The organism is Adhaeribacter pallidiroseus, from assembly GCF_003340495.1.
GTDB classification, from domain to species: Bacteria; Bacteroidota; Bacteroidia; order Cytophagales; family Hymenobacteraceae; genus Adhaeribacter; species Adhaeribacter pallidiroseus.
Window position 1 is genome coordinate 3,503,987 of record NZ_QASA01000001.1, and the last position, 26,280, is coordinate 3,530,266.

17 protein-coding genes are annotated in these 26,280 nt (G+C 44.9%); 10 read left to right on the top strand and 7 right to left on the bottom strand.

All coding sequences use genetic code 11. The annotated features are described in order from the left end of the window. Positions 1 to 310 precede the first annotated feature (310 nt). The 5 genes from AHMF7616_RS13920 to AHMF7616_RS13940 all read right to left on the bottom strand — a co-directional run bounded on the left by AHMF7616_RS13920 (position 311) and on the right by AHMF7616_RS13940 (position 9,584). Entirely contained in the window at positions 311 to 1,966 is a 1,656-nt protein-coding gene (locus tag AHMF7616_RS13920; protein WP_233507552.1) for a hypothetical protein, read from the bottom strand. Positions 1,967 to 1,997: 31 nt separating this feature from the next. Continuing rightward, positions 1,998 to 3,425: a DoxX family protein gene (locus AHMF7616_RS13925; protein WP_233507553.1), complete on the bottom strand. Its 1,428-nt coding sequence runs from the start codon at positions 3,423 to 3,425 to the stop codon at positions 1,998 to 2,000. Positions 3,426 to 3,616: 191 nt separating this feature from the next. Next, entirely contained in the window at positions 3,617 to 4,966 is a 1,350-nt protein-coding gene (locus tag AHMF7616_RS13930; protein ID WP_115373439.1) for a RagB/SusD family nutrient uptake outer membrane protein, read from the bottom strand. Between the two features lie 12 nt (positions 4,967 to 4,978). Continuing rightward, a complete protein-coding gene (locus AHMF7616_RS13935) occupies positions 4,979 to 8,089 on the bottom strand; it encodes a SusC/RagA family TonB-linked outer membrane protein (protein ID WP_115373440.1) in 3,111 nt (1,036 codons plus the stop codon). A gap of 778 nt (positions 8,090 to 8,867) precedes the next feature. Beyond that, entirely contained in the window at positions 8,868 to 9,584 is a 717-nt protein-coding gene (locus AHMF7616_RS13940) for an RDD family protein (RefSeq protein WP_115373441.1), read from the bottom strand. A 70-nt stretch (positions 9,585 to 9,654) separates the two neighbouring features. Between AHMF7616_RS13940 and AHMF7616_RS27745 the strand changes: the two genes are divergently transcribed. From AHMF7616_RS27745 to AHMF7616_RS13975, 7 genes are all read left to right on the top strand, one after another. Then, positions 9,655 to 11,487: a stage II sporulation protein M gene (locus AHMF7616_RS27745; RefSeq protein ID WP_115373442.1), complete on the top strand. Its 1,833-nt coding sequence runs from the start codon at positions 9,655 to 9,657 to the stop codon at positions 11,485 to 11,487. Next, positions 11,471 to 12,220 (top strand): DUF4129 domain-containing protein, encoded by a 750-nt coding sequence (locus tag AHMF7616_RS13950; RefSeq protein WP_115373443.1) that lies wholly within the window; start codon positions 11,471 to 11,473, stop codon positions 12,218 to 12,220. The genes AHMF7616_RS27745 and AHMF7616_RS13950 overlap by 17 nt, the downstream gene beginning before the upstream one ends. Continuing rightward, entirely contained in the window at positions 12,213 to 13,391 is a 1,179-nt protein-coding gene (locus AHMF7616_RS13955) for a DUF4350 domain-containing protein (RefSeq protein ID WP_158546170.1), read from the top strand. The genes AHMF7616_RS13950 and AHMF7616_RS13955 overlap by 8 nt, the downstream gene beginning before the upstream one ends. Before the next feature lie 292 nt (positions 13,392 to 13,683). Next, positions 13,684 to 14,670: an AAA family ATPase gene (locus tag AHMF7616_RS13960; RefSeq protein ID WP_115373445.1), complete on the top strand. Its 987-nt coding sequence runs from the start codon at positions 13,684 to 13,686 to the stop codon at positions 14,668 to 14,670. Next, complete coding sequence (locus tag AHMF7616_RS13965; RefSeq protein ID WP_115373446.1) at positions 14,670 to 16,001, top strand: DUF58 domain-containing protein; 1,332 nt, start codon at positions 14,670 to 14,672, stop codon at positions 15,999 to 16,001. The genes AHMF7616_RS13960 and AHMF7616_RS13965 overlap by 1 nt, the downstream gene beginning before the upstream one ends. Before the next feature lie 464 nt (positions 16,002 to 16,465). Next, positions 16,466 to 17,392, top strand: a complete 927-nt coding sequence (locus AHMF7616_RS13970) for an ABC transporter ATP-binding protein (RefSeq protein ID WP_115373447.1) — start codon at positions 16,466 to 16,468, stop codon at positions 17,390 to 17,392. Next, a complete protein-coding gene (locus tag AHMF7616_RS13975) occupies positions 17,392 to 18,963 on the top strand; it encodes an ABC transporter permease/substrate-binding protein (protein ID WP_115373448.1) in 1,572 nt (523 codons plus the stop codon). The genes AHMF7616_RS13970 and AHMF7616_RS13975 overlap by 1 nt, the downstream gene beginning before the upstream one ends. A gap of 729 nt (positions 18,964 to 19,692) precedes the next feature. Here AHMF7616_RS13975 and AHMF7616_RS13980 read toward each other — a convergent pair. Both AHMF7616_RS13980 and AHMF7616_RS13985 read right to left on the bottom strand, forming a co-directional pair. After that, complete coding sequence (locus tag AHMF7616_RS13980; RefSeq protein ID WP_115373449.1) at positions 19,693 to 20,433, bottom strand: LytR/AlgR family response regulator transcription factor; 741 nt, start codon at positions 20,431 to 20,433, stop codon at positions 19,693 to 19,695. After that, a complete protein-coding gene (locus AHMF7616_RS13985) occupies positions 20,433 to 21,503 on the bottom strand; it encodes a sensor histidine kinase (RefSeq protein WP_115373450.1) in 1,071 nt (356 codons plus the stop codon). Before AHMF7616_RS13985 ends, AHMF7616_RS13980 begins: the two co-directional genes overlap by 1 nt. Positions 21,504 to 21,870: 367 nt before the next feature. Between AHMF7616_RS13985 and AHMF7616_RS13990 the strand changes: the two genes are divergently transcribed. The 3 genes from AHMF7616_RS13990 (at position 21,871) to AHMF7616_RS14000 (ending at position 26,259) form a co-directional block, all read left to right on the top strand. Beyond that, positions 21,871 to 24,447 (top strand): TonB-dependent receptor, encoded by a 2,577-nt coding sequence (locus AHMF7616_RS13990; protein WP_115373451.1) that lies wholly within the window; start codon positions 21,871 to 21,873, stop codon positions 24,445 to 24,447. A gap of 427 nt (positions 24,448 to 24,874) precedes the next feature. After that, on the top strand, positions 24,875 to 25,471 hold the full coding sequence (locus AHMF7616_RS13995; protein WP_115373452.1) for a dioxygenase family protein: 597 nt from the start codon (positions 24,875 to 24,877) through the stop codon (positions 25,469 to 25,471). Positions 25,472 to 25,590: 119 nt separating this feature from the next. Then, entirely contained in the window at positions 25,591 to 26,259 is a 669-nt protein-coding gene (locus AHMF7616_RS14000; protein ID WP_115373453.1) for a YceI family protein, read from the top strand. The last annotated feature ends 21 nt before the right edge of the window (positions 26,260 to 26,280 follow it).

Below are 26,280 nucleotides of genomic sequence, written 5' to 3' on the forward strand. Positions count from 1 at the left end.
ATCTGGTCCGGTATTAACCTGTTTTAAGTAACATTTGTTTACCTGCCACCGAAAGCTGCTTGATTTTTTAAATTTTTAATCCTGAAAAATCAACCACTCCTGCCCCTCTTTATCTCGGGCGGGAAGCTTAGAATTCCAATTTTAAGTTTTAGTTCTGCAGATTTATTTACATCCATGGCGCGGAAGTAAATCCGCGCCATGGATGTAAATAAATTTAAAAAATTGTTCTCATTTGAACGGATTTGTTCTAAAAGTTTCGCTCTTGGGACAAGGAGGGATAAGGGTAGTTTACCTTTCTGTTCAAAAATTACTAATACTTACCCGCCTCTAAAGTACTTTCGGAAAGAGCATACTGTTTGTTAGCTTTATCCAGGACAATGTACACGTTGTTTTTCTTATCGTCGGTGCCGGTTAAAATTACCCGGGAACCGTCGGTAGTAGAATATTTTAGAATCATGCGGTTGCGTTTTTCGTTTTTAGGAGCTTCGACAAACTCGCGGTCGCGACGGGTAGAAGCGGCTCTTTTATCAATTTTTAAATTTTCGTCGCCAATGTTGGCCAAAGCTTCTTTCGGGATCCAGTTATCATCGTACACCGGCGCGGCCTCTTTTTTCTTCTGCTGGGTATTCGAGTTATTTTGGCCGCCATCGCCCCCTACGCCGGCTGCCCGGTTACGGCGGCCCTGGAAGGGGAAATATTTATCCTGCAAATACAAAACCTGGTTCACCGTATCGGCCTGGTAGTGAAAAATACGCCGACCGCCGCCCACCCCGGAAATCTCGAAGGTACGGTTAATATCGCGCATCGGGTCGCCGCCGCCGTTGGATAAATCCAGAGGCAAAGGCCGGTTTACTTTGTAGGTCAGGGTGGTCCATTTTTCGAAAGTTACGTCTTGCCATCGTACCGAGTCTTCCGGGGAAAACGGCAGCGATTGATTGTTAATCCGGAATTCCGTTACGTGATAGGTACCGCGTAATTTCTTCACGCCAGCCGTGGAAGGTTGCTTATAAGGGTCGTACAAAAAGTTAATGAGCTGCAAATAAAACAACACGCCCAGAAATAACACGATCACGCCGGCTTTTAAACCAATGCGAGTTAACTTTTGCCAAGTTTGGGCAAAGGCCGGATAATAATTTACCGGTACCGTAAACCGCTCTTGAATAAGCAAGCGGTAAATTTTGGGGATATCGTGGATAATCAGGAAACCGGCCAGCAATACAAAATACGAACTGTACACGTGCACGCCGCCATCGTAAGCAAAGTTCACGTACACAATATCACCCAGGGCTCCGAATAACAAAATGGCTCCTAAAGTAGTCGTACGGCGGAAAAACAACAAAGTACCGGCGGCTACCTCTACTACGCCCGCGAAAATCTGGTACCACGGCACAATACCGATGGATAACCAGTAAATTTTCTGAGCGGTAAAATCACCCAGATTGGTTTCCAGTAAACCCAGCGAAGGATACGGCATTTGCACCGGCAGCAATTTGGTAAAACCAAACCCGATAATACCAATTCCCGCCCGGTAGCGCACGATTACGCGCAACCAATAATACAGCAGGTTGTAGTTTTTCGGCGAAGAGATTCTTTTGGCATCCACAAAGGTCCAGATTAATCCGCCCACCACGGCTACTAAAAAGGTGAAAATCCAATTGGCGTAACCATTTAGTTTGCTCCCGAATATGGTGTTGCCGAACAAATCAATTCCGGAACCAAAGCGGGCAATATCGTACAAGTCGCGGTAATGGAGGTTGGTCCAGTCCATATTGGCCACTTGTTTGTACCATTCCACCCCGTTCGGAATACTCAGGCAAACAAAAAAGATAAAAGCGATCCGGAAGGCTACTTTCTGGTAGGTTTTCCACTCCGCAATAATTGGCGCATTGGATAGGGTTCCGTTACTATTACCGCTAGCAATAGGGGTGGGCCGTTCTACGGTATCAATCGTTTCTATTGGCGACATAATTTTAATATTTTTAGCTAAACTCAGGAAACTACAACTTCATGGGCTTTTGGCGGCCTTCGCGCTCCACTTCTTCGAGCAGGTATTTTTTATTTATTTTTTCCAGCACCACGTAAACCGGTTCCTTTTTTTCGTTTGTTCCGGATAAGATAATCTGGTTCGCGTTGGGCCGTTCGTACTCCAAGGTTAATTTATCGTTCGGCCGATTTTGGTTTTTGTTCTGCAAAATTAAGGTTTGATTAGCCGCATCAACCTGATAGGAATAGTACTGGCGGCCACCGGAACCGGCTTCTTCGTAATGGCGGTCCTGGTCGTTCAGGAATATTTCTTCGGTTTTGGCTGCTTCCAGCGGAGCTTTTTGGTTCGAGCGGATGCTGATGGTGGCCCATTTTTCAAAAACCACGTCTTGCCAGCGAATGGGGTCGGTAACGGAATAAGGTAAAACCTGGTTATTAACCCGGAATTCTTTCACGTTGTACAAGCCCGTGGCGCCGGGTAAACCAGCGGTTTTCGGGAAGTGGTACGAGCCTTCTTTATGGTAAACAGCGTAGGTTTTATAGCCATACAGCATTACAAACACGAATACAAAGGCGCTTTTTAAAACCAGCCGCGCACTTTTTTGCTGATCGGTAAATTTCGGATGAAACCGGTTCGGGAGCGTTGGTTGCTCCAGCGTGAGTAAAGTAAAAAGCCGTTTGCCATCGTAAGCAAACAAAAACAAGGCAATGGTGATCAGGTAAAAACTGTACACGTACTCGCCGCCTTCGTAAGCCAAATTCGACATAAACACGTTACCGGTAAACGGCAGCACCAGAAAAGCCCCAATAGAAGCGGTTTTCCGGAAAAACAATAACCCTGCGGCCAGTAATTCTACCAAACCTAGAAACGACTGGTAATCCGGCACAATTCCTAAGGTCAGCGAGAAAATTTTCCAGGCGTTAAAATCACCGTAATGCGTGTTCAGGTTACTGAGCGAAGGAATCGGCGACTGCATGGGGTAAATTTTTAAAAAAGCGTAGGCAATCAACCCTATCGCCAACCGGTAGCGCAGAATAACCCGCAGCCAATAGTAGAGCTGGTTGTATTCTTTGCGGTTGCGGTCCACCGTGGACCAAATAACAGCTCCTATAACCGCAATAACCAGAACCACACCCCAATCGGCGAAAGAATTAAGGCCCCAACCCGTGGCATTTTCGGGCGTAGCGAAATACTGCGGCGTGTACCGGCTCAAATAAAAAATATCCCGGAAATGCAAATCGAGCCAATTAATGGAAAACAGATTCCGAAAATACTTCCAATCGAGCGGTACGGCCTGGATGAAAAAGTAAATAAAGAAAAAGCGGAAAGCAGTTTTCTCCCAGCCGTTCCAGTCGGAAGTAGGAACCGATGGTTCCGGTACATATACCTTTTCAGAGGCTTTCTTTTTAGAAACAGGTAACGAAATTTCTGCGGTAGCCATATTTTTTTAAATTTTTGGAGTATCAGGTATCAGGACACAGGTATCAAGACTTTCTGTATTTTTAATTAGTAGTTCTGTCGCAAACGTCTTCGTTTGTGACGACTATGGGTAGGCCTCTGGCCTACGCTGGCCAGAGGCCAGCCCATGGGAACCACGAAGCTGGAGCTTCGCGGTAGTAATTTATTTTTAAATTAATAACCCGGATTTTGTTCCAACCCTTTATCAGCGTTCAATTGGTCAATCGGAATCGGCAGCACGTATTTATTCGCATCGGTTACTCCCAAAACTTCGGCCACCCGGCCAATCCGGATTAAATCATACCAGCGGTGCGGTTCAAAGGCAAATTCTACGCGGCGTTCGTTTTCAATGGCCAGCAATACTTCGGGTTGCGTAATGGCCGGACTAGGCGCTAAATCGGCGCGGCTGCGTACTGCATTTAAATCCGCTAAAGCTTCCGGCAATTTATTTAGTTGCGCCCGAGCTTCGGCCCGGATTAAAAACAACTCGGCAATCCGGATCACAAAAGTAGGATCGGTAGCCGGGCTGCGGTAATACATGTTGCCGTACCACAATCCCTGGGTAGTTTTCGCGACTAAGGCGTTGCGGTTCCCTCCTACCGTAGGGTCATTTACCAGGTTTACAAAAGCATCGTTGGGTGCCCATTGCCGGGTGCCCCCGTTGGCCGGCGGTTGCCAGCTGTTGCGGTGGGTGTTCGTGGAAGTCGGGCTATAGTAAATTTCAAAAATAGACTCTTCGGTGCCGCGGGCATTGTTGGCGAAGAAAGCGCTGTACGGTTTTACCAGTTTGTAATTCGCCACGTCATCCACCAGTTTACTGGCGTAGGTTTCGGCTTGGGCCCAATCTTTTTGGTACAGGTAATAACGGGCCAGTAAAGCCCAGGCGGTTTTTTTAGTAGCCCGGTACCGGTTAGTTGTTTCGGGTAATAGTTTTTCGGCCTCGGTTAAATCTTTTAAAACCTGGGCGTAAGTTTCGGTTACCGAACTGCGGCGAATGCCTTCGTTGTCGGTGAGTTCTTTGGTAGGCGTGAGTACTAACTGTACACCACCCCAGGTACGCGCCAAATCGAAATAAGCCAAAGCCCGCACGAAGTAAGCTTCGCCTAATAATTGGTTTTTTTTCTCCTGGGTAAAAGTAGCATCCGTAACGGCCGGTACTTTTTCAATGATATGGTTGACGCGGTTGATGGTCTGGTAAATAGCGGCCCAGGTGCTGGCCACCGTAGCATTATCGGCGGTTACGTTGTGGTTTATAAACTGCGCCACGATAGACTGCGAACCCGTCCATTGAATATTATCGCCCTGAAAATAACCGATGGATTGAAAATTGGTGCCGTAATAATTCGCTCCCGCCAGCGCTCCGTATAAACCCCGTACGGCCGTTTCGGCGGTTACGCCATCCACAATGGTTTGGTCGTCCACGATGGCTTGCCGCGGTTCTACTTCCAGGAAATTGTCGCAGGAAGCCAAACTCAGGGTCAACACGAAGGGCAGTATATATCTGGTATTTTTAAAAAATTTCATCTCTGTGAAAACTTAAATGGTAATGTTAATTCCGAATTGAATGGTGCGCGGCTGTGGCGGCGTTCCCAGGTCTAAGCCCTGTGTATTCTGGTCGGTGTTGGTTACGTTTGATTCCGGATCCGGGCCGGTGTACTTGGTGAGAAGGAACAAATTAGTACCCACTACGTACAGGCGCAGATTATCAATTTTAACCCGGGATAACAGATTTTTGGGCAGCGAATACCCTAGGGTAAGCGAACGAAGCCGCAGGAACGAGCCATCTTCTAAAAAGCGGCTGTTTTGCTCTAAGCGGTAGTTGTTGCCAATGCCGGTTAAGCGCGGAACATCCGTTTCGTCGCCGGGCTTTTGCCAGCGATCCAGTTGGCTGGCGAAAATGATCCGGTTAGCATCGCGGGTACCGCCGCCTTCGCCGAAGAACCGGTTGTGGTTCCAGACTTTATTGCCGTATTGGAACGAAATCAGCACGCCGGCATCAAAACCTTTGTAAGTAAAGTTATTGGTCAGGCCACCGAAGAATTTGGGCGAAGCAGTGCCCAGAATCTGGCGGTCAGCGGCGGTGATTTGGCCGTCTTTGTTTACATCTTCAAACACGGCATTACCGGTTTGCGGGTCTACGTAACTTTGTTTGTAGGCCCAGAAAGAATACATCGGGTAACCTTGTTGCGCCCGCAATAAATCGCGGCTACCGTAAACGGTCGGGATAGGCAGTTTTTCAATTTTATTGATGTTGCGCGATACGTTTAAATTCGTGTTCCAGGTAAAGTCGCCGGCTTGAATATTGACGGTGTTGATGCCTAACTCAAAGCCTTTGTTGCTGATTTCGCCGGCATTGGTAATGTAGGTCGCAAAACCGGTGCGGGCGGGTACGGGTAATTGCAGCAAGGCATCGGTGGTGTATTTAGAGTAATAATTAAACTCCAGACCAATGCGGCCATCAAATAAACCTACGTCTACCCCGGCGTTTACCTGGCGGGTCCGCTCCCATTTTAAATTGGGATTAGCCACTTGTTGCGGCGCAATGCCCGGCTTATCGCCGCTGGTAGCATTATCGACGTAACTCACGCCACCGGCCCACAAACCTAAAGGCGCAAAATCGTTGATGCCGTTTTGGTTACCGGTTACCCCAAAGCTACCCCGCAGTTTTAAATCGCTCAGAGCGGTTACATTTTTTAAAAAATTCTCTTCTTTTAAGCGCCAGGCACCCCCAATAGACGGGAAGTAACCCCATTGGTTATTGCCCCCGAAGCGGGAAGAACCGTCGGCCCGAATGGTAAACTCCAGCAGGTATTTTTCATCAAAATTGTAATCCAACCGGGAGAAGAAAGAAGCCAGCGAATTTTTCGTCCAGGTTTGGGTAGACGTACGCGTAGCTGCATCCGAAATTAGGGTAAACGAGTTACTCGCGAAGTTACTGCCCTGGGCCGAAGTGTTGTTCAGGACATCGCTTTGTAAAGTATTACCTACTAAAGCGCCAATAGTATGTTTGCCGCCAAAATGCTTGCGGTAAGTAAGCGTTTGCTCGTTTAACCAGGAAGTTTTTTGAGTTAAGCCCGAAGTAGCTAAACCATTGGTGGGAGCCGCGCCGAGCTGGGTTTTATCATTCCAGTATTCCGATTCGTCGTAGTTATTATAATCGACGCCCCAGCTGCTGCGGAATTTTAAGCCCGGGATAATTTCGGCATCCACGAACAAGTTACCGATGTAGCGCAAGCTGGTAGAGTTAACGTCGTAGTTATTCAGGAGTACATCCAGGTTATCAAAACCGGCGTAACGGGCCGGGCTCCCATCCGGGTTGTTCTTGGGCAGATAAGTAGGCGTATGCAGCGCTGATTGCAGTAAACCACCCTGCGGACCGTCGCCGGCGCGGGCCTGGTTGCGGTACGTACGCGACACGGTATTACTCACCCCAACCTGCACTTTGTCGTTTACTTGCTGATCGATGTTTACTTTAAAGCTGGCGCGTTGCAGGTAAACCGGTTTAATAATGGCTTCCTGTTTGGTGTAACCGCCGCCGATGTAATATTTGGTATTGGCGTTACCGCCTTGCAAAGATAAATCGTAGTTCGACAAGGTAGCCGTCCGGAAAACATCGCCTAAACGATCGTAGGTTTGTTGTTCTTCGGGCAAACCACGGCCGCCTTGAGCTACGGGCCGAAACGGGCGGTTTTCAAAAGTTTGTTTTAAAGCCGGATTATCTATCCCGGAGTTGATCCAGTATTCGTTGATCAAGGCGGCGTGCTCCGGACCAGTAGTTAAATCCCAGAGTTTGGCAGCTTTAGCAAAACCTTGCGACGTGTTAAAAGTTACTTTGGGTTTGGTATTATAGCTACCGCGTTTAGTCGTCACAATTACCACCCCGTTGGCGCCCCGCGAACCGTAAATAGCGGTAGCATTGGCATCTTTTAAAACTTCAATGCTTTCAATATCTGCGGGGTTAATATCCGCTATGGGCGACGTAGCTTTGCCGCCGGTATTAACGGTTTGTAAGCTAGTATTATTTACGAATACCCCATCTACTACGTACAGCGGGTCGTTGCTGGCATTAATGGAAGTAGCGCCCCGCACCCGGATAAAAATACCTTCGCCGGGTACGCCGGTGCTCGACGAAATCTGCACACCCGATGCCTTGCCTTGCAACTGCGCCGCGAAATTACCACCCGGTATGTCTTTGGTTTCGGAAGGATTTACTTTACTTACCGAACCTACCAGGTTTTTACGCTCCTGGCTGCCGTAACCCACTACTACCACTTCTTTCAAAGCTTGGGTATCTTCGGCCAGAGTAACCTGCACCGGATTCGGGCCATTTACCGGAATTTCTTTGGTAGTGTAGCCAATAAACGAAGCCACCAAAGTACCCGCGCCGTTCGGTACGGTTAACTGAAAGGAACCATCGTTGCCGGTGGTGGTGCCAATGGTAGTGTTTTTTAAAACAATAGTTACGCCGGGCAACGGTTCGCCGGAAGGTCCGGTTACTTTGCCGGTAACGGGTACGTCAGGATTATACAATTTCCGGTTTTTGATACCGGAGGCAAGGGGAGTAGAAAAAGAATTGGCTAGTAAAGGTGTTCCATAAAGTATAAGCAAGAAGAATACTTTACTGCTTCGGGAGAGCAGCTTTTTCATAAGTTTCGTATATTTGGTTTAACAATTAATTCCTGGGCTTTTCCGGTAATGCCTGGACCAGAGGTGTTGTAACCGGGAGAGCCCTTTTTCTTTTATAAGCTATCAGTAAGTGTTTTTTCGACTGATTTTTAAAAATCCAACATCGGTGTTTTCCGCGTATTAGACCTGGCGGTGTTTTTGGGGATATAATTCATTACGGGTTGCTTTAACAACCTTCTTCGGCGGGTAGTTGCAAACCAAAGAAACTGGCTTTTTTGTGCAAAAGCACCAGCACCAATATAAATAAAGTTAAGCTCATCATAGGTATCAGAATTTTAAATTTTTAAAAATGAAACTGTTAGTAAAATCAAAAACTAACCGCCACAACAACCAGAAAAAATCTGGTTTGTACCGTAGCGATGTTCTTTTTTACTAGCCTTAATAACGGCCATCTGATTTTTTAAATTTTTAAAATCCTGTAGCATTTTTATGTAATTTCTTATTCTCTATAGAATTAATAGACAAATAAAGGCAAGGTTTTTAATACATCCAAATTTTATCTACAAATTTATTTAATTAGGCAAGTATTCCGGATTACCGAATTGCCATATCAATTTGTCTTATAACCATCCACCAGCTCGGGCCAACCCGAATATCCTTAATCTACCCGGTGAATTTTTATAAGTAGCTATTATCCGGGTTGGGCAGATGCCGGCCTGTTTTTATTCCCCAGCTAGTTAATATAAAATTTAAAAATTATACTGGTTACGTAGCTTCTGGTTATTATTGGAACGTTTTCTTAAGAAGTGGTTGACTCAGCCATCCGGTGCTGATAATCTTTTAGTACGGTAATTAAGAAATCTGCGGGCGATAGGTCATGGGTTACGTGCATCGTTTCCTGCGTTTTTTCGGCTACCCGCTCCAGCAAAGCAAGATTTTGGTGCTGGCGGGCTTTATATAACAACTTACGGATAAGAGCTACATCGGCATCGGTTAGTTCCCGCACTTCCGGAAATACTACTTGATAATCTTCTTCCAGGGGAATATGAAGCAACGGATTCCGTTTAACTCCACGAGTACGGATAACGGTGGTGCCCGCCGCCAAATCACCAAGCCGCTGCCCGCGTCCGGTCACCGCCATAGTAATAATGGCAATAATACCAAAAGAAACTGCCGTATCCACAATCAGAAAAACCCACCGCAGCAAATAATCGCCAATGCTGGGAGAGCGGCCATTAAGTTTAATTACTTTTATATCCCGCGCTTTTTTGCCGATGGTCTGACCATTTAAAAAAATCTCGCATAGTAAACTATAAAAAAATAAGGGCAAGTAAAATACAATCATTATTACGGGTCCGTACCCTATACTAAACCCCGACATAATCAAGCCGCCAATCATGAACCAACCCATGTAAACCGCATAATCTATTAACTGGGCCAAAATGCGGTTGCCAATGCTGGCTGGTTCGTACTCCAGCACCACATTTTGCGACGTGTTGATGCGAATAGTATTCATTAATTTAAATATATATTTTTAAAAATTTGGCTAATTTAAGTATATTTGACAGGAATAAAAACCCGAACGGATGCGTGAAGCAGCTTTTATCAAACAAAATGCGGCAAAATGGAAACTCTTCGAAAACCAGGACTTTCGGGACCCCGATTTGCTGGCTGATCGTTTTATTCAACTTACCGATGACTTATCTTATGCCCGTACTTTTTACCCCAACTCCGATAACACCGCGTACCTGAATGCTTTGGCCGCCAAGGTTCACCAAGCCATTTACAAAAATAACCGTACGCCTGGTAACCGCTTCGTCCAATTCTGGCATTACGAGTTGCCCCTATTGTTCCGGCAATATCAAAAACAGTTACTTTTTGCTTTTATTATATTTAGTGCGGGAGCAGCTATTGGGGTGCTTTCGGCGGCCTTCGACGATACCTTTGTCCGGTTAATTTTAGGCGATGGCTACGTCAATCAAACCATAGCCAATATTCAAAAAGGCGATCCTATGGCTATTTACAAGCAAGACGGCCAAACCGAAATGTTCCTGGAGATTACCCTCAATAACATTCGAGTTTCTTTTTTCGCATTTATATATGGGGTATTCCTGTCAGTGGGTACTTTCTGGATTTTGTTGCGCAACGGCATTATGCTGGGAGCTTTTCAGTATTTCTTCTATAAACAAGGGCTGCTGCTACCTTCCGTTTTAACGGTCTGGATTCATGGCACGTTAGAAATTTCGGCCATTGTAATTGCGGGTTGCGCAGGGTTTATACTGGGTAATAGTATATTGTTTCCGAAAACGTATTCCCGCCTGGATTCTTTTAAAATTGCCGCCCGCCAAGGGCTAAAAATAACCGTTGGCCTGGTACCGGTATTTATCGTAGCCGGTTTTCTGGAAAGCTTTGTAACCCGCCACACCGAGATGCCTATGGCGTTGAGTTTATTTATCATTCTAACCTCTTTGTTTTTTATTCTTTTTATTTTATCTATTACCCGCAGGCACTTCACGCCAAAAATACGCATGACCAGCAATCTTCTTAATTTTCGCGAAGAACGCGATTTGAGCCAGAAAATAAACGCCACCTTCGGGTTTATCAAACAACATTTTAAACCCTTGTTCCGGCTACTCCTGTTTATAGTATTGCCGTTGGCTTTGGTTGGGGGCTTGTTTCTGGGTATTTACCAGCGCCGGGCTCTTACGCTAAACCGGGGCGAACGCGATATCGAATACGGCACTTATGCCGAGTACGAATTTTATAAGCAGATTAGCTCCTTTAATTATCTGATTGGCGTTTTCTGCGCGTATGTCAGTTTCCTGCTTTTGAGCCTGGTACTTTATAGCTATATTTTAGAGTACATGGATAACCAAGGACAGGTACTCCCCGGAACTGTATGGTACCGGGTAAAGCAAAACTTTATGCGCGTGTTTTTTTCTTCTTTTGGCATATTTTTACTTTGGGCACTCGGTAGTGTTTTGCTTATTGTACCCGGCATTTATCTGGCCGTTGCTTTAAGTTTTTACCTAATGGTTATGCTGCGCGAAGATCTGGGTTTTGTAGAAACGGTAGAGCGCTGTTTGTATTTAATAAAAGGCAATTGGTGGAGTACCTTGGGAATGTTACTGATTATTTCTTTGATACAAGCCCTGATGGCTTTGGTACTGGGATTTCCGGTTTGGGTATTGCAGATTATGCAGGTACTGGATTTGCCCGGCGCGGATAACGATTTTCTGATGATCAGTGCCAATACCTTATCGTCGGTGCTGAGCATTTTTATGTACGTTATTATTATTGTAGCGCTGGCTTTCCAGTATTTTCATCTCGTCGAAATAAAAGATGGGATTGGTTTACTCGAGCAAGCCGAATTAATTGGTTCGCGCCATACTCCGGTTGCAGATGAAGAGGATTTTTAAATTTCTACTTATTTTACTCGTTGGTCTGCTAAGTGGGCTAAGCCCTACAGGATACGCGGCTTCCGTTCCCCCGCTTGCGGACACCGCCCAAATTGCGGCGGATACCAGTCGGGTAGTGGTGCGTCCCTTTGCAGTTGATCAATTAAATACGTACCGCGATAATCCTGAATTTCAGTATGGCACCGATGTGCGTCCTTTAACCTCGGCCTGGGACCGTTTCTGGCGACAAGTTCGGGAGTATATCTGGAGTATCTTGCGGAGCCGTTCTTACGAAGGTTTTTGGAAGTATATCATTTACGGTTTCGTGGTTGTTTTAACGGTTTACGTGGTACTTAAATTACTTCAAGTAGAGTTTACCGGTCTTTTTGGTAAAAAGGTAAAAGCTTTTACGGTGCCTTACGAAACACACGCGGAAAACATCCACGAACTGGATTTTAATACTTTGCTCGAGGAAGCAGTACAACAAAAAGATTACCGACGCGCTATCCGGCTATATTATTTACATACGCTCAAACAACTCACCGACCAGGCACTTATTAACTGGCAACCGGGTAAAACCAACCGCAGTTACATTCGCGAAATTCAGCCGAGTAAACTGCGGAAAGATTTTGAAAAAATTACCGCTTTGTTTGAATACGTATGGTACGGTGGTTCGCCGGTAGATGAAACGCATTACAACATTACGCGGCAGGCATTTGTCACGTTTAACCAACTTATTGGCCGCCATGCGTAACTACCGAATTAGTTTGGCCTTGCTGGGTATATTATTTGCGGCGTTGGTAACCGTAGAATACTACCAACCCAAACCCATTGATTGGCGGCAAACCTTCGTGAACCAGGATAAAATACCTTACGGCACCTACGTGCTTTACCAATTGCTCCCCAATCTGTTCCGGAACCAGGAAATTACCACGGTCCGGCAACCCATTTTAAACCAACTGGAAGAAGCTCCCGTCCGGAATACAAATTATATTTTTATTAACAACGAGTTTGATTTAGATTCTTTAGATCAACAAGCTTTGCTGGCCCATGTAGCCCGCGGTAACCAGGTTTTTATTGCCGCTGAATCCTTCGCCAGAAAGTTTACCGATACTTTGGGTTTTACGGTACGCTTTACCTATAAAAAACCGGTTAAAGATCGATTCGAAATATATTTTATCAACCCCAACCTGGGTAAGCAGCGGTATTTTTTAAAAAAAGAGAAGTCCGAAGGGTATATTACCCTCCGGAAAAAAGCACAAGCAACAGCTTTAGGTAGAAATTCCGCTGGTTTACTTAATTTTATCGCTATCCGCTTCGGAAAAGGCGTTTTTTATTTAAACACGGTGCCGGCGGCATTTACTAATTATTACGTGCTTTCGCCCCAGCACGCCAATTACGCGGCAACGGCTTTATCTTACCTACCTACGCAACCTGTTTTCTGGGACGAGTACCAGAAACAAGGCGGGATGGGCGAGCAATCAGTTTTTCGGGTGTTATTGGCACATCCGCCGCTGCGCTGGGCTTACTATATTACGCTGGTTGCTTTGGTGTTGTACGTGTTGTTCGAAGGGAAACGCACGCAACGGGTAATCCCTATTCTGGAGCCACCTGCCAACGAAACATTAGCTTTTGTACGGGTGGTTGGCAACTTGTATTTTAATAATCGTAACCATAAAAACATTGCCGAGAAAAAAATCCGCTATTTCCTGGAATACCTGCGGCTGCACTTCTACGAAACATCACCGGTTAACGATCCGGAAGCGCAGGAACGCATCGCGGCCCGTTCCGGCGTGGCCCTTATCGAAGTAAATGAATTGTTTTATCTGCTGCAGAAAATTCATACCGTACCCATTATCACCGACGAAAATCTGGGGCAACTAAACCAACAGCTAGAAGCATTTTATCATCAAACCAAACAGTAACGAACAACTAAACGAAACAAATTATTTCATCGGGCAGAAGGAACAGTTACCACACACTTCTTTAGGGGAACTGTTCGGAAATTTAAAAAAATTTAGTTGCATGTCGTACATAAGCTTAAGTCGTGCACGTAATTTAAAATTTCAGGTAGATAGATAAGATCCTGAATAATGACAGCAATAGCTGAAAAGCATATTTTTAACTGCATTTAGCTCACTAAAACAAACGCTTGCAAGCCAAGTGGAACTGCAGCCACGCTATTACGTGTAACTAAGTTCGATTACCTTTACTTATATGGAAGAAACCTTTACCGATTTAGAACCCCGCGCGCAATTTTCGGAATTGCAGGAAGCCATGCTGGAGATAAAACAGACTATTGGCCGAATAATAGTAGGGCAAGAGGAAATGATTGAATTGCTCTTGGTGGCATTGCTCGCCGACGGGCACGTGCTGATTGAAGGCGTACCCGGGATTGCCAAAACTTTAACTGCCAAACTGCTGGCCCGCACCCTTGCCGTGCCGTTCAGCCGCATTCAATTTACGCCCGATATGATGCCTTCGGATGTGTTGGGTACGTCGGTGTTTCATCCGGGCACGGCCACCTTTGAATTTAAACCCGGGCCGATTTTTTCCAATATCATCCTGATCGACGAAATTAACCGGGCCCCTGCCAAAACGCAGGCTTCGTTGTTTGAGGTAATGGAAGAACGTCATATTACGCATAACGGCATAACCTATCCGCTTACCGAACCTTTTACCGTACTGGCCACCCAAAACCCGATCGAACAAGAAGGAACCTACCGCTTACCCGAAGCCCAGCTTGACCGGTTTATGTTTAAAATTGTGGTACCCTACCCGAACCTGAGCGAAGAAGTTGCCATCTTAAAAGTACACCATACCTATCCAGATATTAAAAACGACCTGGAAGCGGTACAGCCCTTATTAAATGCTGATAAAATAACCACATTGCGCCGGCAGGTGAAAACCGTACACCTCGACGAGAAACTGCTGGAATACATTGGGCAATTAGTAGTACAAACCCGGGCCCACAAAGCTTTATACTTGGGAGCCTCACCGCGGGCTTCTTTAGCTTTGCTTAATAGCGCAAAAGCATTAGCTGCTATGCGCGGTAGGAATTTTGTCACGCCCGAGGATGTGCAGGAGTTAGCGCCCGCCGTGTTGCGCCACCGCATTTTACTTACGCCCGATAAAGAAATGGAAGGTGCCCAACCCGACGACATTGTAAAACAGATTATCCAGAAAACCGAAGTACCCCGCTAGTGCAGTTTATTCGTCAACTCTATTTTACACCTCGCTGGTACTACTGCCTGGCCGCTTTAGTGGCTTTGTTGTTGCTATCTTTCTTCTTTCCGGCTTTATTTGGCGTAGCCCGCGTGCTGTGCGGCGTGTTGGCGTTGCTGGTAGTATTAGATGGTGCTTCTTTGTTCCGAACCAAACAAGGCCTATTTACCCAGCGCCAACTAGCCGAAAAACTTTCGAATGGCAGCGATAATGCGATAACCATTTACCTCGAAAACCATTATTCTTTTACCATTGCCGTAGAAGTAGTTGATGAGTTGCCGGTGCAACTACAGCTACGGGACAATATTTTTAAAATAAAAGTGCCGGCCGGCGAGGTGCATCGGATTACTTATCAGATCCGGCCGGTAAAGCGGGGAGTATATGCTTTTGGAGCGATAAATGCGTTCGTACGCGGTCCGTTAAGTTTAGTGCGTCGCCGGTACCAGTTTGCCCAGAACCAGGATGTGCCCGTGTATCCTTCTTTTATTCAGATGCGGCAGTTTGAATTACGGGCTTTTACAAGTCAGTTGGCGGAACATGGCCTGAAGAAAGTTCGCCGCGTGGGCCACCAGGCCGAGTTTGAGCAAATCCGACCGTACACGCCCGGCGACGATCCCCGGGTCATCAATTGGCAAGCGACGGCCCGCCGCTCCGAGCTCATGGTGAACAGTTTTCAGGACGAAAAATCACAACCCGTTTACTGCCTCATAGATAAAGGCCGGGTTATGCAAATGCCGTTTGAAGGATTAAGTTTGTTAGATTATGCCATTAATGCCGCTTTAGTGCTGGCCAATGTGGCCCTCAAAAAGCAAGACAAAGCCGGCATTATTACGTTTGCCGAAAAAGTAGGTACTATTTTACCCGCCGAAAGAAAAGCGGCCCACCTGCAAAAAATCTTGGATTTACTGTATCATCAGAAAACGCGCTACCTGGAGTCAAATTTTGAAAGTTTATACGCCGCGGTGCGCACCAAAATAAAACACCGGAGCTTGCTGGTATTATTTACGAACTTCGAAACCTTGCAGGCCGCTCAGCGCCAATTACCTTATTTAAAAAAACTGGCTCGCCATCACCTGGTATTAGTAGTATTTTTCGAGAACACCGAACTGCGCACTTTACTCGATGCCCCTGCCCGCACCACCGAAGAAATATACCTAAAAGCCATTGCCGAAAAGTTTGACTACGAAAAGCGGCAGATTGTGAAAGAATTTAACCGCTACGGCCTGCACGCTTTACTTACCGCACCCCACGTACTCACGGTAAATACCCTGAATAAATATTTAGAATTTAAAGCGCGGGGTTTGTTGTAAGCGCCGAGAAAGTATCGTTTATGGTTTAATCACAGTTACATAAATCAGTAAAAATTTAAAAAAATCAGCTTATTTCAGGATTTAGGGCTTCTTAAACACCGAAAGCTACACTAATTTTTATGCTGCTATATTGGAGATACAGCCTGTAACTATTAAGAATAGCTTCGACGGAGCTAAAAAACAAATAGCTTCTTGCAACTAGTTGCTGTAAAAATTTACATAAGATTGAATCCTATGCTTTACATACTAAGTATCGGGACAAAAATAAACGTAAGGATATTTCAAGGTAATGTTTTAGTTAGCAATAGTTTACAGGTCGAACAACGAACAACTAATAACGACCAACTACTTATTTAGTTAGCTTAGATACTCTACTTATTTTTAAATTGCTTCCCCGGTGCAGGTAGTGGTCGTATAGTTTATTAAACTTCCGAGGCAACTACGCCTATATAAATTAAGGTTACATGATTGAGCTGAAGCAAGTTTCTAAAACCTACGGTAGCGTAAAAGCGGTGCAGGATATTTCGTTTACGGTGGCCGAAGGGGAAACACTGATTTTGCTAGGAACCAGCGGTTGTGGTAAAACCACCGTACTCCGGATGCTGAATAAGCTTATCGAGCCTACCTCCGGGACGATTTTTTTAAAAAATCAACCCCTTAGCGCTATTCCAGCGGAACAATTGCGCCGTGGCATGGGCTACGTTTTGCAGCACACCGGCTTGTTTCCGCATTATACTATTGCCGAAAATATGGCCATTGTGCCCCGTTTGCTCCGCTGGAATTCGCGTCAGATTCAAGAGCGAACCATGGAGTTAATTCAGAAACTACATCTTTCCGCAGAACACCTGACCCAGTACCCCGACCAGCTGAGCGGTGGCCAAAAGCAACGCGTGGGTATTGCCCGGGCCTTAATGGCCGACCCACCGGTGTTACTTCTGGACGAACCTTTTGGCGCGCTCGACCCGATAACCCGCACGCACATTCGGCAAGAATTTTTACAACTCGACGAACTCAAACGCAAAACTGTGGTAATGGTAACCCATGATATTAGCGAAGCTTTTGAACTCGGCGACCGGATTTGCCTGATGCAGCAAGGCCGCATCGAACAAATAGGTACTCCCGAAGAATTAATTTTAAAACCAAAAAGTGATTTTGTAGCGTCGTTTTTAAGCGAACAACGCTTGCCCTTAGAATTAAAAACCTTAACTCTGGCTAATATTGGCTTCTCCGGCAATGAAGCACTTAATTCTAACCTAACCATCTGGGAAGCGCTTAGCACCTTACTCCCGGAAAAACCGGCCACCGGCACTCCGGAAGACAACGCTTCCGCTACCCAGGCAATTGATTTAAACAAGATTATGAAAGCTCTGCAACACTACCGGAAAAACTAATGGCCGCCGACTCTCCTACCCTGTTTTCGTTTATGCAGGAACAGTCCGGTAAATTGCTGGAACAAACCCTTACGCATACCGGTCTTACTTTTTTGTCTTTGCTGCTGGCCGTGGGCATTGGTTTACCGCTGGGAATTTTAATTGCCGACAAAAAAAAGTTAGCCAGTACCGTACTGGGTATCGCCGGAATTTTACAAACCATTCCCAGCATTGCTTTACTGGGTTTTTTAATTCCGGTGCTGGGCATTGGCGCCAAGCCGGCTATTGTGGCTTTATTTTTATACGCTTTACTACCCATTATTCGCAATACCTTTACCGGTATTACTGCCGTAGATGCTACCGTGAAAGATGCCGCTAAAGGCATGGGCATGACCAAATCCCAAATATTATTTCGGGTAGAATTGCCACTGGCCCTACCCGTTATTTTGGCTGGGATTCGCACGGCTACGGTTATTAACGTAGGCGTGGCTACGCTGGCCGCTTACATTGCGGCTGGTGGCCTTGGCGAATTTATTTTTGGCGGCATAGCTTTAAATAATGGTAATATGATTTTGGCCGGCGCTTTACCCGCTGCCGGTTTGGCTATTCTTTTTGATTTTTTACTAGGCCGGCTGCAAAATTTAAAATTCCGAAAAGTAAAGCGGATAATTTGGTTGCTACCGCTTGTTTTTTTGCTGCTGGCGGCATTTTACCTGGTACCACCAGCCTTTGGCACGAGCTTACTCGCCGGATTCACCCCGGAGTTTATGGGCCGGCAAGATGGATTCCTGGGTTTGCAGCAAAAATACGGGTTAAACATCCGCAACGTGGTTATCAGCGATGCGGTAATGTACCAGGCGGCTTTTGAAAAAGAACTCGACGTAATTAGCGGCTACTCTACCGATGGCCGGTTAAAAGCTTTTGACCTAATAATTCTGAAAGACGATAAGTTTATTTTTCCGCCTTATTACGCGGCACCTATTGTGCGGAATGCGGCATTACACCAATTTCCGGAATTAGCCGGTATTTTGAACAAGTTGGCCGGCCAGATAAATGATTCTATCATGACGGAATTAAATTACCGGGTAGATTACTTAAAGCAAACTCCGGAAACGGTAGCCCAGGATTTTTTAAAAAATAAGAAACTTTGGCAACCCCCTCGCCGGGGAAACAAAGGTACCGTGCGCATTGGGTCCAAGATTTTCGGGGAGCAGTATATCTTAGCCAGTATGTATACCCAGTTAATTCAGGGTTACTCAGATTACCAAGTAGAAACTAAAACTGGCTTGGGTGGTACCAAAATTTGCTTTGATGCTTTAATTAATAATCAAATTGATTTCTATCCCGAATACACCGGCACGGGTTTACTCGTAATTCTGCAACCTACTTCTAATCAGTTAAATCAATTAGGCACCAGTAAAGAAAAAGTATACCGGTTTGTACAATCAGAATTTCAAAAACAATATCAGATTACCTGGTTGCCCCCCATTGGGTTTAATAACGCTTATGCTTTAATGATGCGCCAGCAACAAGCACAAGCCACTAATATTAAAAGCATTTCGGATTTAAAAAATTATTTAAATAAGAAGTAATTGGTTAGCCTTTTTGTTGATCCTTTGGTTGGTTTTTGGAGCCGATTCCCGTCTCCATGCATTGGTGCTATCTAGTTTGACAAGCAACCAGTTTGCCTCATGGCCGGCGGGCCTCGTTTGGCTCTTCCGCACTGGCTAGTCTTCCTTTCCTCCTTACGTCGGAATACTGCTGCGTAGTACCGGAATCCTAGCAGGTGCTCCACAGCCAAACTGGTGTCAACTGCTCTTAGCTGCTGCTTTTGGGTTTGTTAGTTGATTTAGAACATTAATTAACCACATGTTATAGGATTAACTTTCTTGTTTAAAGTTAAGAAGTGAATGTTGCGAGAAATGACATTATTTAGAAAAAGCTTATGTATAAACAAAAAGCAATGGCTTTATTATTGAGAAAGTCATTCCCTTATTTTTTTTAATTTTGACAATCCTAGATTGCTGCAATAAGATCTTTTTAATTATGCTGATTTCTTTCAATCATTAGAAAAGCAGTAGCTAAGTGCAACTGACATCAGTTTGGCTATGGAGCACCTGCTAGGATTCCGGTACTGCGCAGCAGTATTCCGACGTGAGGAGAAAAGAAAGAAGTAGTAGCCACATCTCCTCCCTGTTTTTAGGGGAAGTGCCCTGTAGGGCGGAGGGGTTGAGGCCACGAGGCAATCTCAGCCCGTTCAAACTAGATAGCACCAACACATGGAGACGGGAACCGGCTCCAAAAAAACTAAAAACCCTCCCTCACACCCATCTACTTAAAAACTGGTTAAAATTTTCTTTGTACTGGTCACTAACGGCAATATGCATTTCGCCAATTTGTACCGTGTTGCGGGTAATGGCTTTAATTTTATCCAGAGCCACAATAAACGAACGGTGAATGCGCATAAACTGGCTCGATGGCAACTTTTCTTCTAAACTTTTTAGGCTGGTTAAAGATAACAAAGGCTTAGCCTCATTTTGCAGATGCACCTTCACATAATCTTTTAAGCCCTCGATGTACAAAATATCTTTATAAGCAATCCGGACTAGTTGGTACTCAATTTTTAAAAAAAGATACGCATCTTCTACTGGTGCCGTAACCGGGACAACGGGTTTAGAGACTGGTTGAATTAAATCGAAATAAGCTTTGGCTTTGGTGGCAGCTCGTAAAAATTCTTCGTAGTTAAACGGTTTTACTAAATAATCCAGGGCATATACCCGGTAACTTTCCAGGGCAAACTGGTTAAAGGCAGTGGTAAAAATTACGCGTGGGTTTTTACCGGGTTGGCCTTTATCCAGCACCCGGGCTAGTTCAATGCCGGTTAAATCGGGCATTTGAATATCCAGAAAAATCAGGTCTACTGGTTGAGCATGCAGGCCTTTTAAAGCTTCAATAGCGCTGGTATAACGGCCTGCTAAGTTCAGGAAAGGCGTTTGTTGAATAAAGGCACAAACCAGGCCCAGCGCCAATGGTTCGTCGTCGACGGCAATACAGGTCAGCATTAGGTTAGTTGTAAAGTTAAATTTACCCGGTATTCGTTTTCTACAGTGTTTTCCTGCACAGATAAGTTATACTGGTTCGGGTACAATAAATCTAAACGCCGCCGGGTATTTATCAGGCCAATGCCGTTACTTTCCTCCAGTACCAATTTTTTTTCGTTTACAATGGTATTGCTTACCTGCACCTGCAACTCGGCTCCCTGTTGCGCTACTTTTATCAGAATTGAACACGGTAAAACCGTACTCACTCCGTGCTTAAAAGCATTTTCCACGAAGGGCAACAACAACATGGGCGCAATCATTAAGTCATGCAAAGGGTTTGATTTTTCAAATACAACCCGCACGTTTTCGGTTAATCGTAACTGCATAAGTTGGATGTAATCTTCGATAAACAATAATTCTTTGCTGAGCAACGTGGTACCGCTGGTTGTTTCGTAGAGCACGTAGCGCATCATGCGCGATAAGGTATGCAAGGCCTGTCGCGACGAATCGACGTTGATCATCGTGAGGGCGTAGATATTATTCAGGGTATTAAAAAAGAAATGCGGATTGATTTGCGCTTTTAAAAAAGAAAGCTCCGTGCTGGTTTTTTCCTGTTCCAGCAATTGCCGCAGTTGGGCATCTTTCTGCCACTTCTGGACTGTGGTTATACTCGTGCCAATAGCCAATACCATTACCGTAACAAAAAAACTCCCGATAAGGGAATACCACAGCGGTCCGTTGCCCTCCCGCCTGGGCCGGCCCGGATGAAAAGCCTGGTGCATGAGTTCGGGTAAGTTTAATCCTATTTCTACCAAATAAATAATAACTACTGCCCCAACTGCCGTACCAAGCGCCGCCAGCACAAACCAGCCGATTTTGTTGGGTAATAAAAGCTTCGGTACCCATACGTAGGCATTTAAATAAAAGGCGCCCAGCCATAAACTAAACAGAATGGCTTGCTTAATCCACAATTGCACCGGCAATTTTACCTCGGAGGTTAGCGGTTGAAACAACAATAGTAAAAAGGCCACCAATACCCAGATTAAAATCTGAATCAGCAGGGAAATATTACGACGAATTAAAACAGCCATTAAGTTAAAGATACTCTTAAAAAGAATTTTACTGGCAAATTAATGATAATGCCACAAAACCTGCCGCCGCATCGACCAGCCACCTATTCACACCGACCAAAGAGCAGTATTTATCTATTAATCTTTTAATTTTTAAATTTTGTTCTTCTTCCCAGGTTTTATAGGCTTCTTTTTGGTTTTGGTCGATGTTTAAGGGGTGTTTATCTATTCCTTTTTTTAATCTGTGTCCGGCGCTATTGTTTTGTACTGTTCAGCTATTGTTTTGTACTGTTCATCGGCCGCAAATTCTTCTGGATTTAGTAAAACCAATAAATGGTTGCGGTAAAAAGAGGAGGTAGCTTTCAGGCATTTAAATTATACAACTAACATGAAAAATTTTATTTACACTTTTCTTTTAATCGTCTGGGGTAGTTCGTGGGCCCAGGCGCAGGTGCCGGTTGGCGCTCCCGGTGGTGCTGCGTCAGCAAGCAAATCGCCCACGGTTAAACTGGAACTTATTACCGATGTTCCTCGTGGTAATGCCAGTATCAGCGGCTCGGTCATGGATTCTACATTAAATAAAGCGGTAGAATTTGCCAACGTGGTGCTGTACAGCAAAGCTACCAATAAAGCTTTGGACGGCGTAATGGCCGATGACAAAGGAAGATTCACGTTGAGTAAAATCGCGCCCGGCGATTATAAATTGCAGATTTCTTTTATTGGCTACACCGATAAAATAATTGGTGCGGTACAGATTCAGAAAGGCCAGGAATTAAACTTAGGCGCCATTAAAATCCGGCCGAGTGTACTGGCCTTAAAAGAAGTTACCATTACGGCTCAAAAAGCCATGATTGAAGAAAAAGTGGATCGTCTGGTGTACAACGCCGAAAAAGATATTGCGGCTAAAGGCGGCGATGCCAGCGATGTACTCAAAAAAGTACCCATGCTCACGGTTGATCTGGATGGTAATGTATCGCTGCGGGGTAGTCAGAATATCCGGGTACTCATTAACAACAAACCGTCTACGATTATGGCTAGCAGCGTGGCCGATGCTTTAAAACAAATTCCGGCCGATATGATAAAAACGGTGGAAGTAATTACGTCGCCTTCGGCCAAGTACGACGCCGAAGGTTCCGGCGGGATTATTAATATCATCACCAAGAAAAATAACCTGGAAGGCCTTACCCTGAATATTGATTCGGGTGTAGGTAACCGGGCCTCTAACCTGAGCTTAAACGGCAGCTACCGGAAAGGCAAAATAGGCTTTAACTTAGGGGGCTTTGGGCGCGCCTTTTATAACAAAGCCGTATCTACCTTAAATCAGAGTACTTTTTTAAATAATGCTATTTTCCGGACTAATCAGAGTACCAATGCTTTTGATAATGGTTTGTTCGGGCAATATTCTTTGGGGTTCGACTACGATATTTCTAAAATCCAATCGCTCACCGCCGGTATTCGTTACGGCGTTCGCAACTTAACCCGGGACCAGGAAATGACTACCCATTTATTCACCAACGATAGCTTAATTTCTACTTTGTTTCGGAACGTAGATAATAAAGATTTATCGAATACCGTAGACGTAAACCTGGATTACCTGCGCACTTTTAAACCGCAGCAGGAATGGAGCATTTCCACGCAGTTTAGCCGCAACAACTTAACGAATAACTTTGATGCCGATATTCTGAACAACAGCGACAGCGAAATAACCGAACGGCAGCAAAACGTTAATAACAACATTAACCAGGAAGTAACCCTGCAAACCGATTACACTGATCCGATTGGCAAAAACCAAATGGTGGAAGTAGGCGCGAAAACCATCTTCCGGAGTGTAACCAGCGATTATTCGTATCTGGTAGCAGGTTCTACCGGCGACTTTACTTTCGACCCAAACCGCTTAGCGGGCTCTTTGGATTACAACCAGAACGTAGGCGCCGGTTATTTATCCTACACCTACACCACCGCAAATAAGTACTCCGTGAAAGTAGGTGCCCGATACGAACACACTGCCATTGAGGCCCAAACCCAGAATGCCGGGGAGTTTAGCCAAGATATTGTAATACCCAATTACAGCAACCTGGTGCCGAGTTTAAATATCTCGAAAACTTTAAAAAACGGTACTACTTTAAAGGCTGCTTACAACCGCCGCATTCAACGGCCAGGTTTACAGCAGTTAAATCCGAATTTTAACACCGCCAACACGCAAAACATTACCATTGGTAATCCTGCGCTACGCCCCGAACTCACCGATAATTTTGAATTAGGGATCAGTACCAACATTAAAAAAACGTACCTGAATGTAGCTTTATTTTCGCGCCTCACGGATAATGCCATTTCGCGGGTAATTATGCCCTATGATTCTATCACCGGGGCGGTAATTACTACTTACGAAAACATTGGCTCGCAACGAGCTTACGGCACCAATGTTTTCGGGAATATTAATATCACGCCTACCTGGAGCGTAAACGGCGGCATTGATCTATACTACTCTTTCTTGGAAGGGCAAACCGCCGGCCTGGATGGCACTTCGGTTACCGTACGCAACTCGGGTTTAAACACTAGCGGCCGTTTAATGACCCAGATTCAACTACCTAAAGGCTGGGGCATTCAAGGATTCAGCTTCTTCCGGGGCTCCATGGTGCAGTTGCAGGGTACGCAAAGTGGTTTTAAAATGTACTCGCTGGGCGTGAAAAAAGATTTTGCCGATAAAAAAGGCAGTATTGGTTTAGCCGCCGAAAACTTTGTAACCCGGGGCATGGTCCTTAAATCTGAATCTACGTCGCCGTTATTTACCCAAACCAGCAACATGCGCCTACTTAACCAAGGCGTAAAAGTTACTTTTAGCTATAAAATCGGGAAAATGAGCTTTGATGCGCCGCGCCGGAAAACCCGTTCGGTAAGCAACGACGACGTAAAAAGTGGCGATGATTCTGGCAACGGTGGCGGACAGCAAACTCCTAAGAAATAAAAACCATTACCAACAGCACCGCGGTTTAACCTCAGGAAATAATCGCCGAAAAATAAAAATTTAAAAAAAATAGACTTTAACCTAATTATTCATGAAAGCTACCGGGTAGTTTAAAACCCACTTTTATTCGGGAAATCTAACTTCGAAAAGTAAATTCAGTAACCAACCTGATAGCACTGGAAACGGAATAATACTTGAAAGTTAGATTCTCCCGATGAAAAGCTTCAGCAGAATTAAAAAAATTTTAAATTTTTGCTTCTTTATTTAAAAACAGGCTGGGGTACATGAACTATAGCTACTATTCTTACTTAAATTTCAACTTTTGTCTTTACCCAATAAACTCATCAACGCAGGGTATCAGGTTTTTAGATTTTCATTTGTATATTTAGTTATCCAGAGTTTTCCAGTTGAAAGTAAATGTAGTGGTATGGCCTTATTTAATACATCGCGGCGTAAGTTTCTGGCTTTAATAGCTACTTTGCCTTTGTTTGGCTTATGGGCTTTATACCCGAAAAAACAGGCCGTTACATTAATTCCAACTCCCGCCTGCGATGACCACGACGAGCCTACTCCTTCGCAAACCGAAGGTCCTTATTTTAAACCCGAGTCGCCGGAACGCCGCAGCTTTATGACAGGGAGTATTACCGGCACCAAGCTTATTGTAAGCGGCCAGGTATTAAATACTAATTGCCAGCCGGTGGCCAAAGCTTTACTCGATTGGTGGCACGCCGATGATGCCGGCAATTATGATAATACTGGCTTTAAGCTTCGCGGGCATCAATACACCGACCAGAAAGGCAATTTTTATTTAGAAACCATTGTACCGGGTTTGTATCCGGGCCGTACCCGGCACTTACACGTGAAAGTGCAGGCTCCCGGCCAGCAGGTTTTAACTACGCAATTGTATTTCCCGAACGAAGCTAAAAACACTCAAGATGGCATTTTTAACCAGGCGCTTACCATGCATATTAAATCAGCCCCTGATAAGTTGAAGGCCCATTTTGATTTTGTACTGGTAGCCTAAAAAACAAGTTTATTTTTAAAAAATCCGGATTTATTTGCTTTAATCCCTTGCAATTACCAGTAAAAACCTAATTTAGGTACTTATTTGATTTTAAACCATTAATTATACTTAGTCCATTTATGAAAAAATTTAAAATTTCTGTTTCGGCGTTAGCTTTGGCCTTATTGTTTGGCGGTACTACCGGTTTTATCGCTCCTAAAAACCCAGTTAAAAAAGAAACAAAAACCGCGGCAGTTACTACCCTGGAAGTGGACCCCGCAGCCAGCACGGTAGGTTGGACCGCGAAAAAAGTAGGTGGCCAGCACAACGGTACCGTAAAATTAGCTAAAGGCAGCTTACAGGTGAACGGTAAAAAACTGGTAGGAGGCAACTTTGTAATGGACATGACCTCGATTACCGACGTAGATATTACCAACGAAGAATTTAACAAAAAGCTTACTGGTCATTTAAAATCCGAAGACTTTTTCTCCGTCGAAAAAAATCCAAACTCTACTTTTAAAATTACGAAGGTAGCCCCTATAGCTAATGCCAAAGCCGGCGAACCTAATTATACCGTAACCGGTGACCTTACCATAAAAGGCACTACCAACCCGGTTACTTTTCCGGCTACCGTTAAAACCGATGGCAACAGTGCCGAAGCTACCGCTAAGATAGAAGTTGACCGGATTAAATACGACATTAAATACCGCTCCAGCTTATTAGGTACTGCCGCTGATAAAATTATCGACGATACCTTTGTGATGGATGTGAAATTAGTAGCGGGTAAATCTAAAACCGCTAAGTTGTAAGCATACTTGCTTGGTTAAGCA

Bases quoted from the DNA above. Each gene is read 5' to 3' on its own strand.
- AHMF7616_RS13920 (WP_233507552.1), bottom strand. From the start codon at position 1,966: ATGTCGCCAATAGAAACGATTGATACCGTAGAACGGCCCACCCCTATT.
- AHMF7616_RS13925 (WP_233507553.1), bottom strand. From the start codon at position 3,425: ATGGCTACCGCAGAAATTTCGTTACCTGTTTCTAAAAAGAAAGCCTCT.
- AHMF7616_RS13930 (WP_115373439.1), bottom strand. From the start codon at position 4,966: ATGAAATTTTTTAAAAATACCAGATATATACTGCCCTTCGTGTTGACC.
- AHMF7616_RS13935 (WP_115373440.1), bottom strand. From the start codon at position 8,089: ATGAAAAAGCTGCTCTCCCGAAGCAGTAAAGTATTCTTCTTGCTTATA.
- AHMF7616_RS13940 (WP_115373441.1), bottom strand. From the start codon at position 9,584: ATGAATACTATTCGCATCAACACGTCGCAAAATGTGGTGCTGGAGTAC.
- AHMF7616_RS27745 (WP_115373442.1), top strand. From the start codon at position 9,655: ATGCGTGAAGCAGCTTTTATCAAACAAAATGCGGCAAAATGGAAACTC.
- AHMF7616_RS13950 (WP_115373443.1), top strand. From the start codon at position 11,471: ATGAAGAGGATTTTTAAATTTCTACTTATTTTACTCGTTGGTCTGCTA.
- AHMF7616_RS13955 (WP_158546170.1), top strand. From the start codon at position 12,213: ATGCGTAACTACCGAATTAGTTTGGCCTTGCTGGGTATATTATTTGCG.
- AHMF7616_RS13960 (WP_115373445.1), top strand. From the start codon at position 13,684: ATGGAAGAAACCTTTACCGATTTAGAACCCCGCGCGCAATTTTCGGAA.
- AHMF7616_RS13970 (WP_115373447.1), top strand. From the start codon at position 16,466: ATGATTGAGCTGAAGCAAGTTTCTAAAACCTACGGTAGCGTAAAAGCG.
- AHMF7616_RS13975 (WP_115373448.1), top strand. From the start codon at position 17,392: ATGGCCGCCGACTCTCCTACCCTGTTTTCGTTTATGCAGGAACAGTCC.
- AHMF7616_RS13980 (WP_115373449.1), bottom strand. From the start codon at position 20,433: ATGCTGACCTGTATTGCCGTCGACGACGAACCATTGGCGCTGGGCCTG.
- AHMF7616_RS13985 (WP_115373450.1), bottom strand. From the start codon at position 21,503: ATGGCTGTTTTAATTCGTCGTAATATTTCCCTGCTGATTCAGATTTTA.
- AHMF7616_RS13990 (WP_115373451.1), top strand. From the start codon at position 21,871: ATGAAAAATTTTATTTACACTTTTCTTTTAATCGTCTGGGGTAGTTCG.
- AHMF7616_RS13995 (WP_115373452.1), top strand. From the start codon at position 24,875: ATGGCCTTATTTAATACATCGCGGCGTAAGTTTCTGGCTTTAATAGCT.
- AHMF7616_RS14000 (WP_115373453.1), top strand. From the start codon at position 25,591: ATGAAAAAATTTAAAATTTCTGTTTCGGCGTTAGCTTTGGCCTTATTG.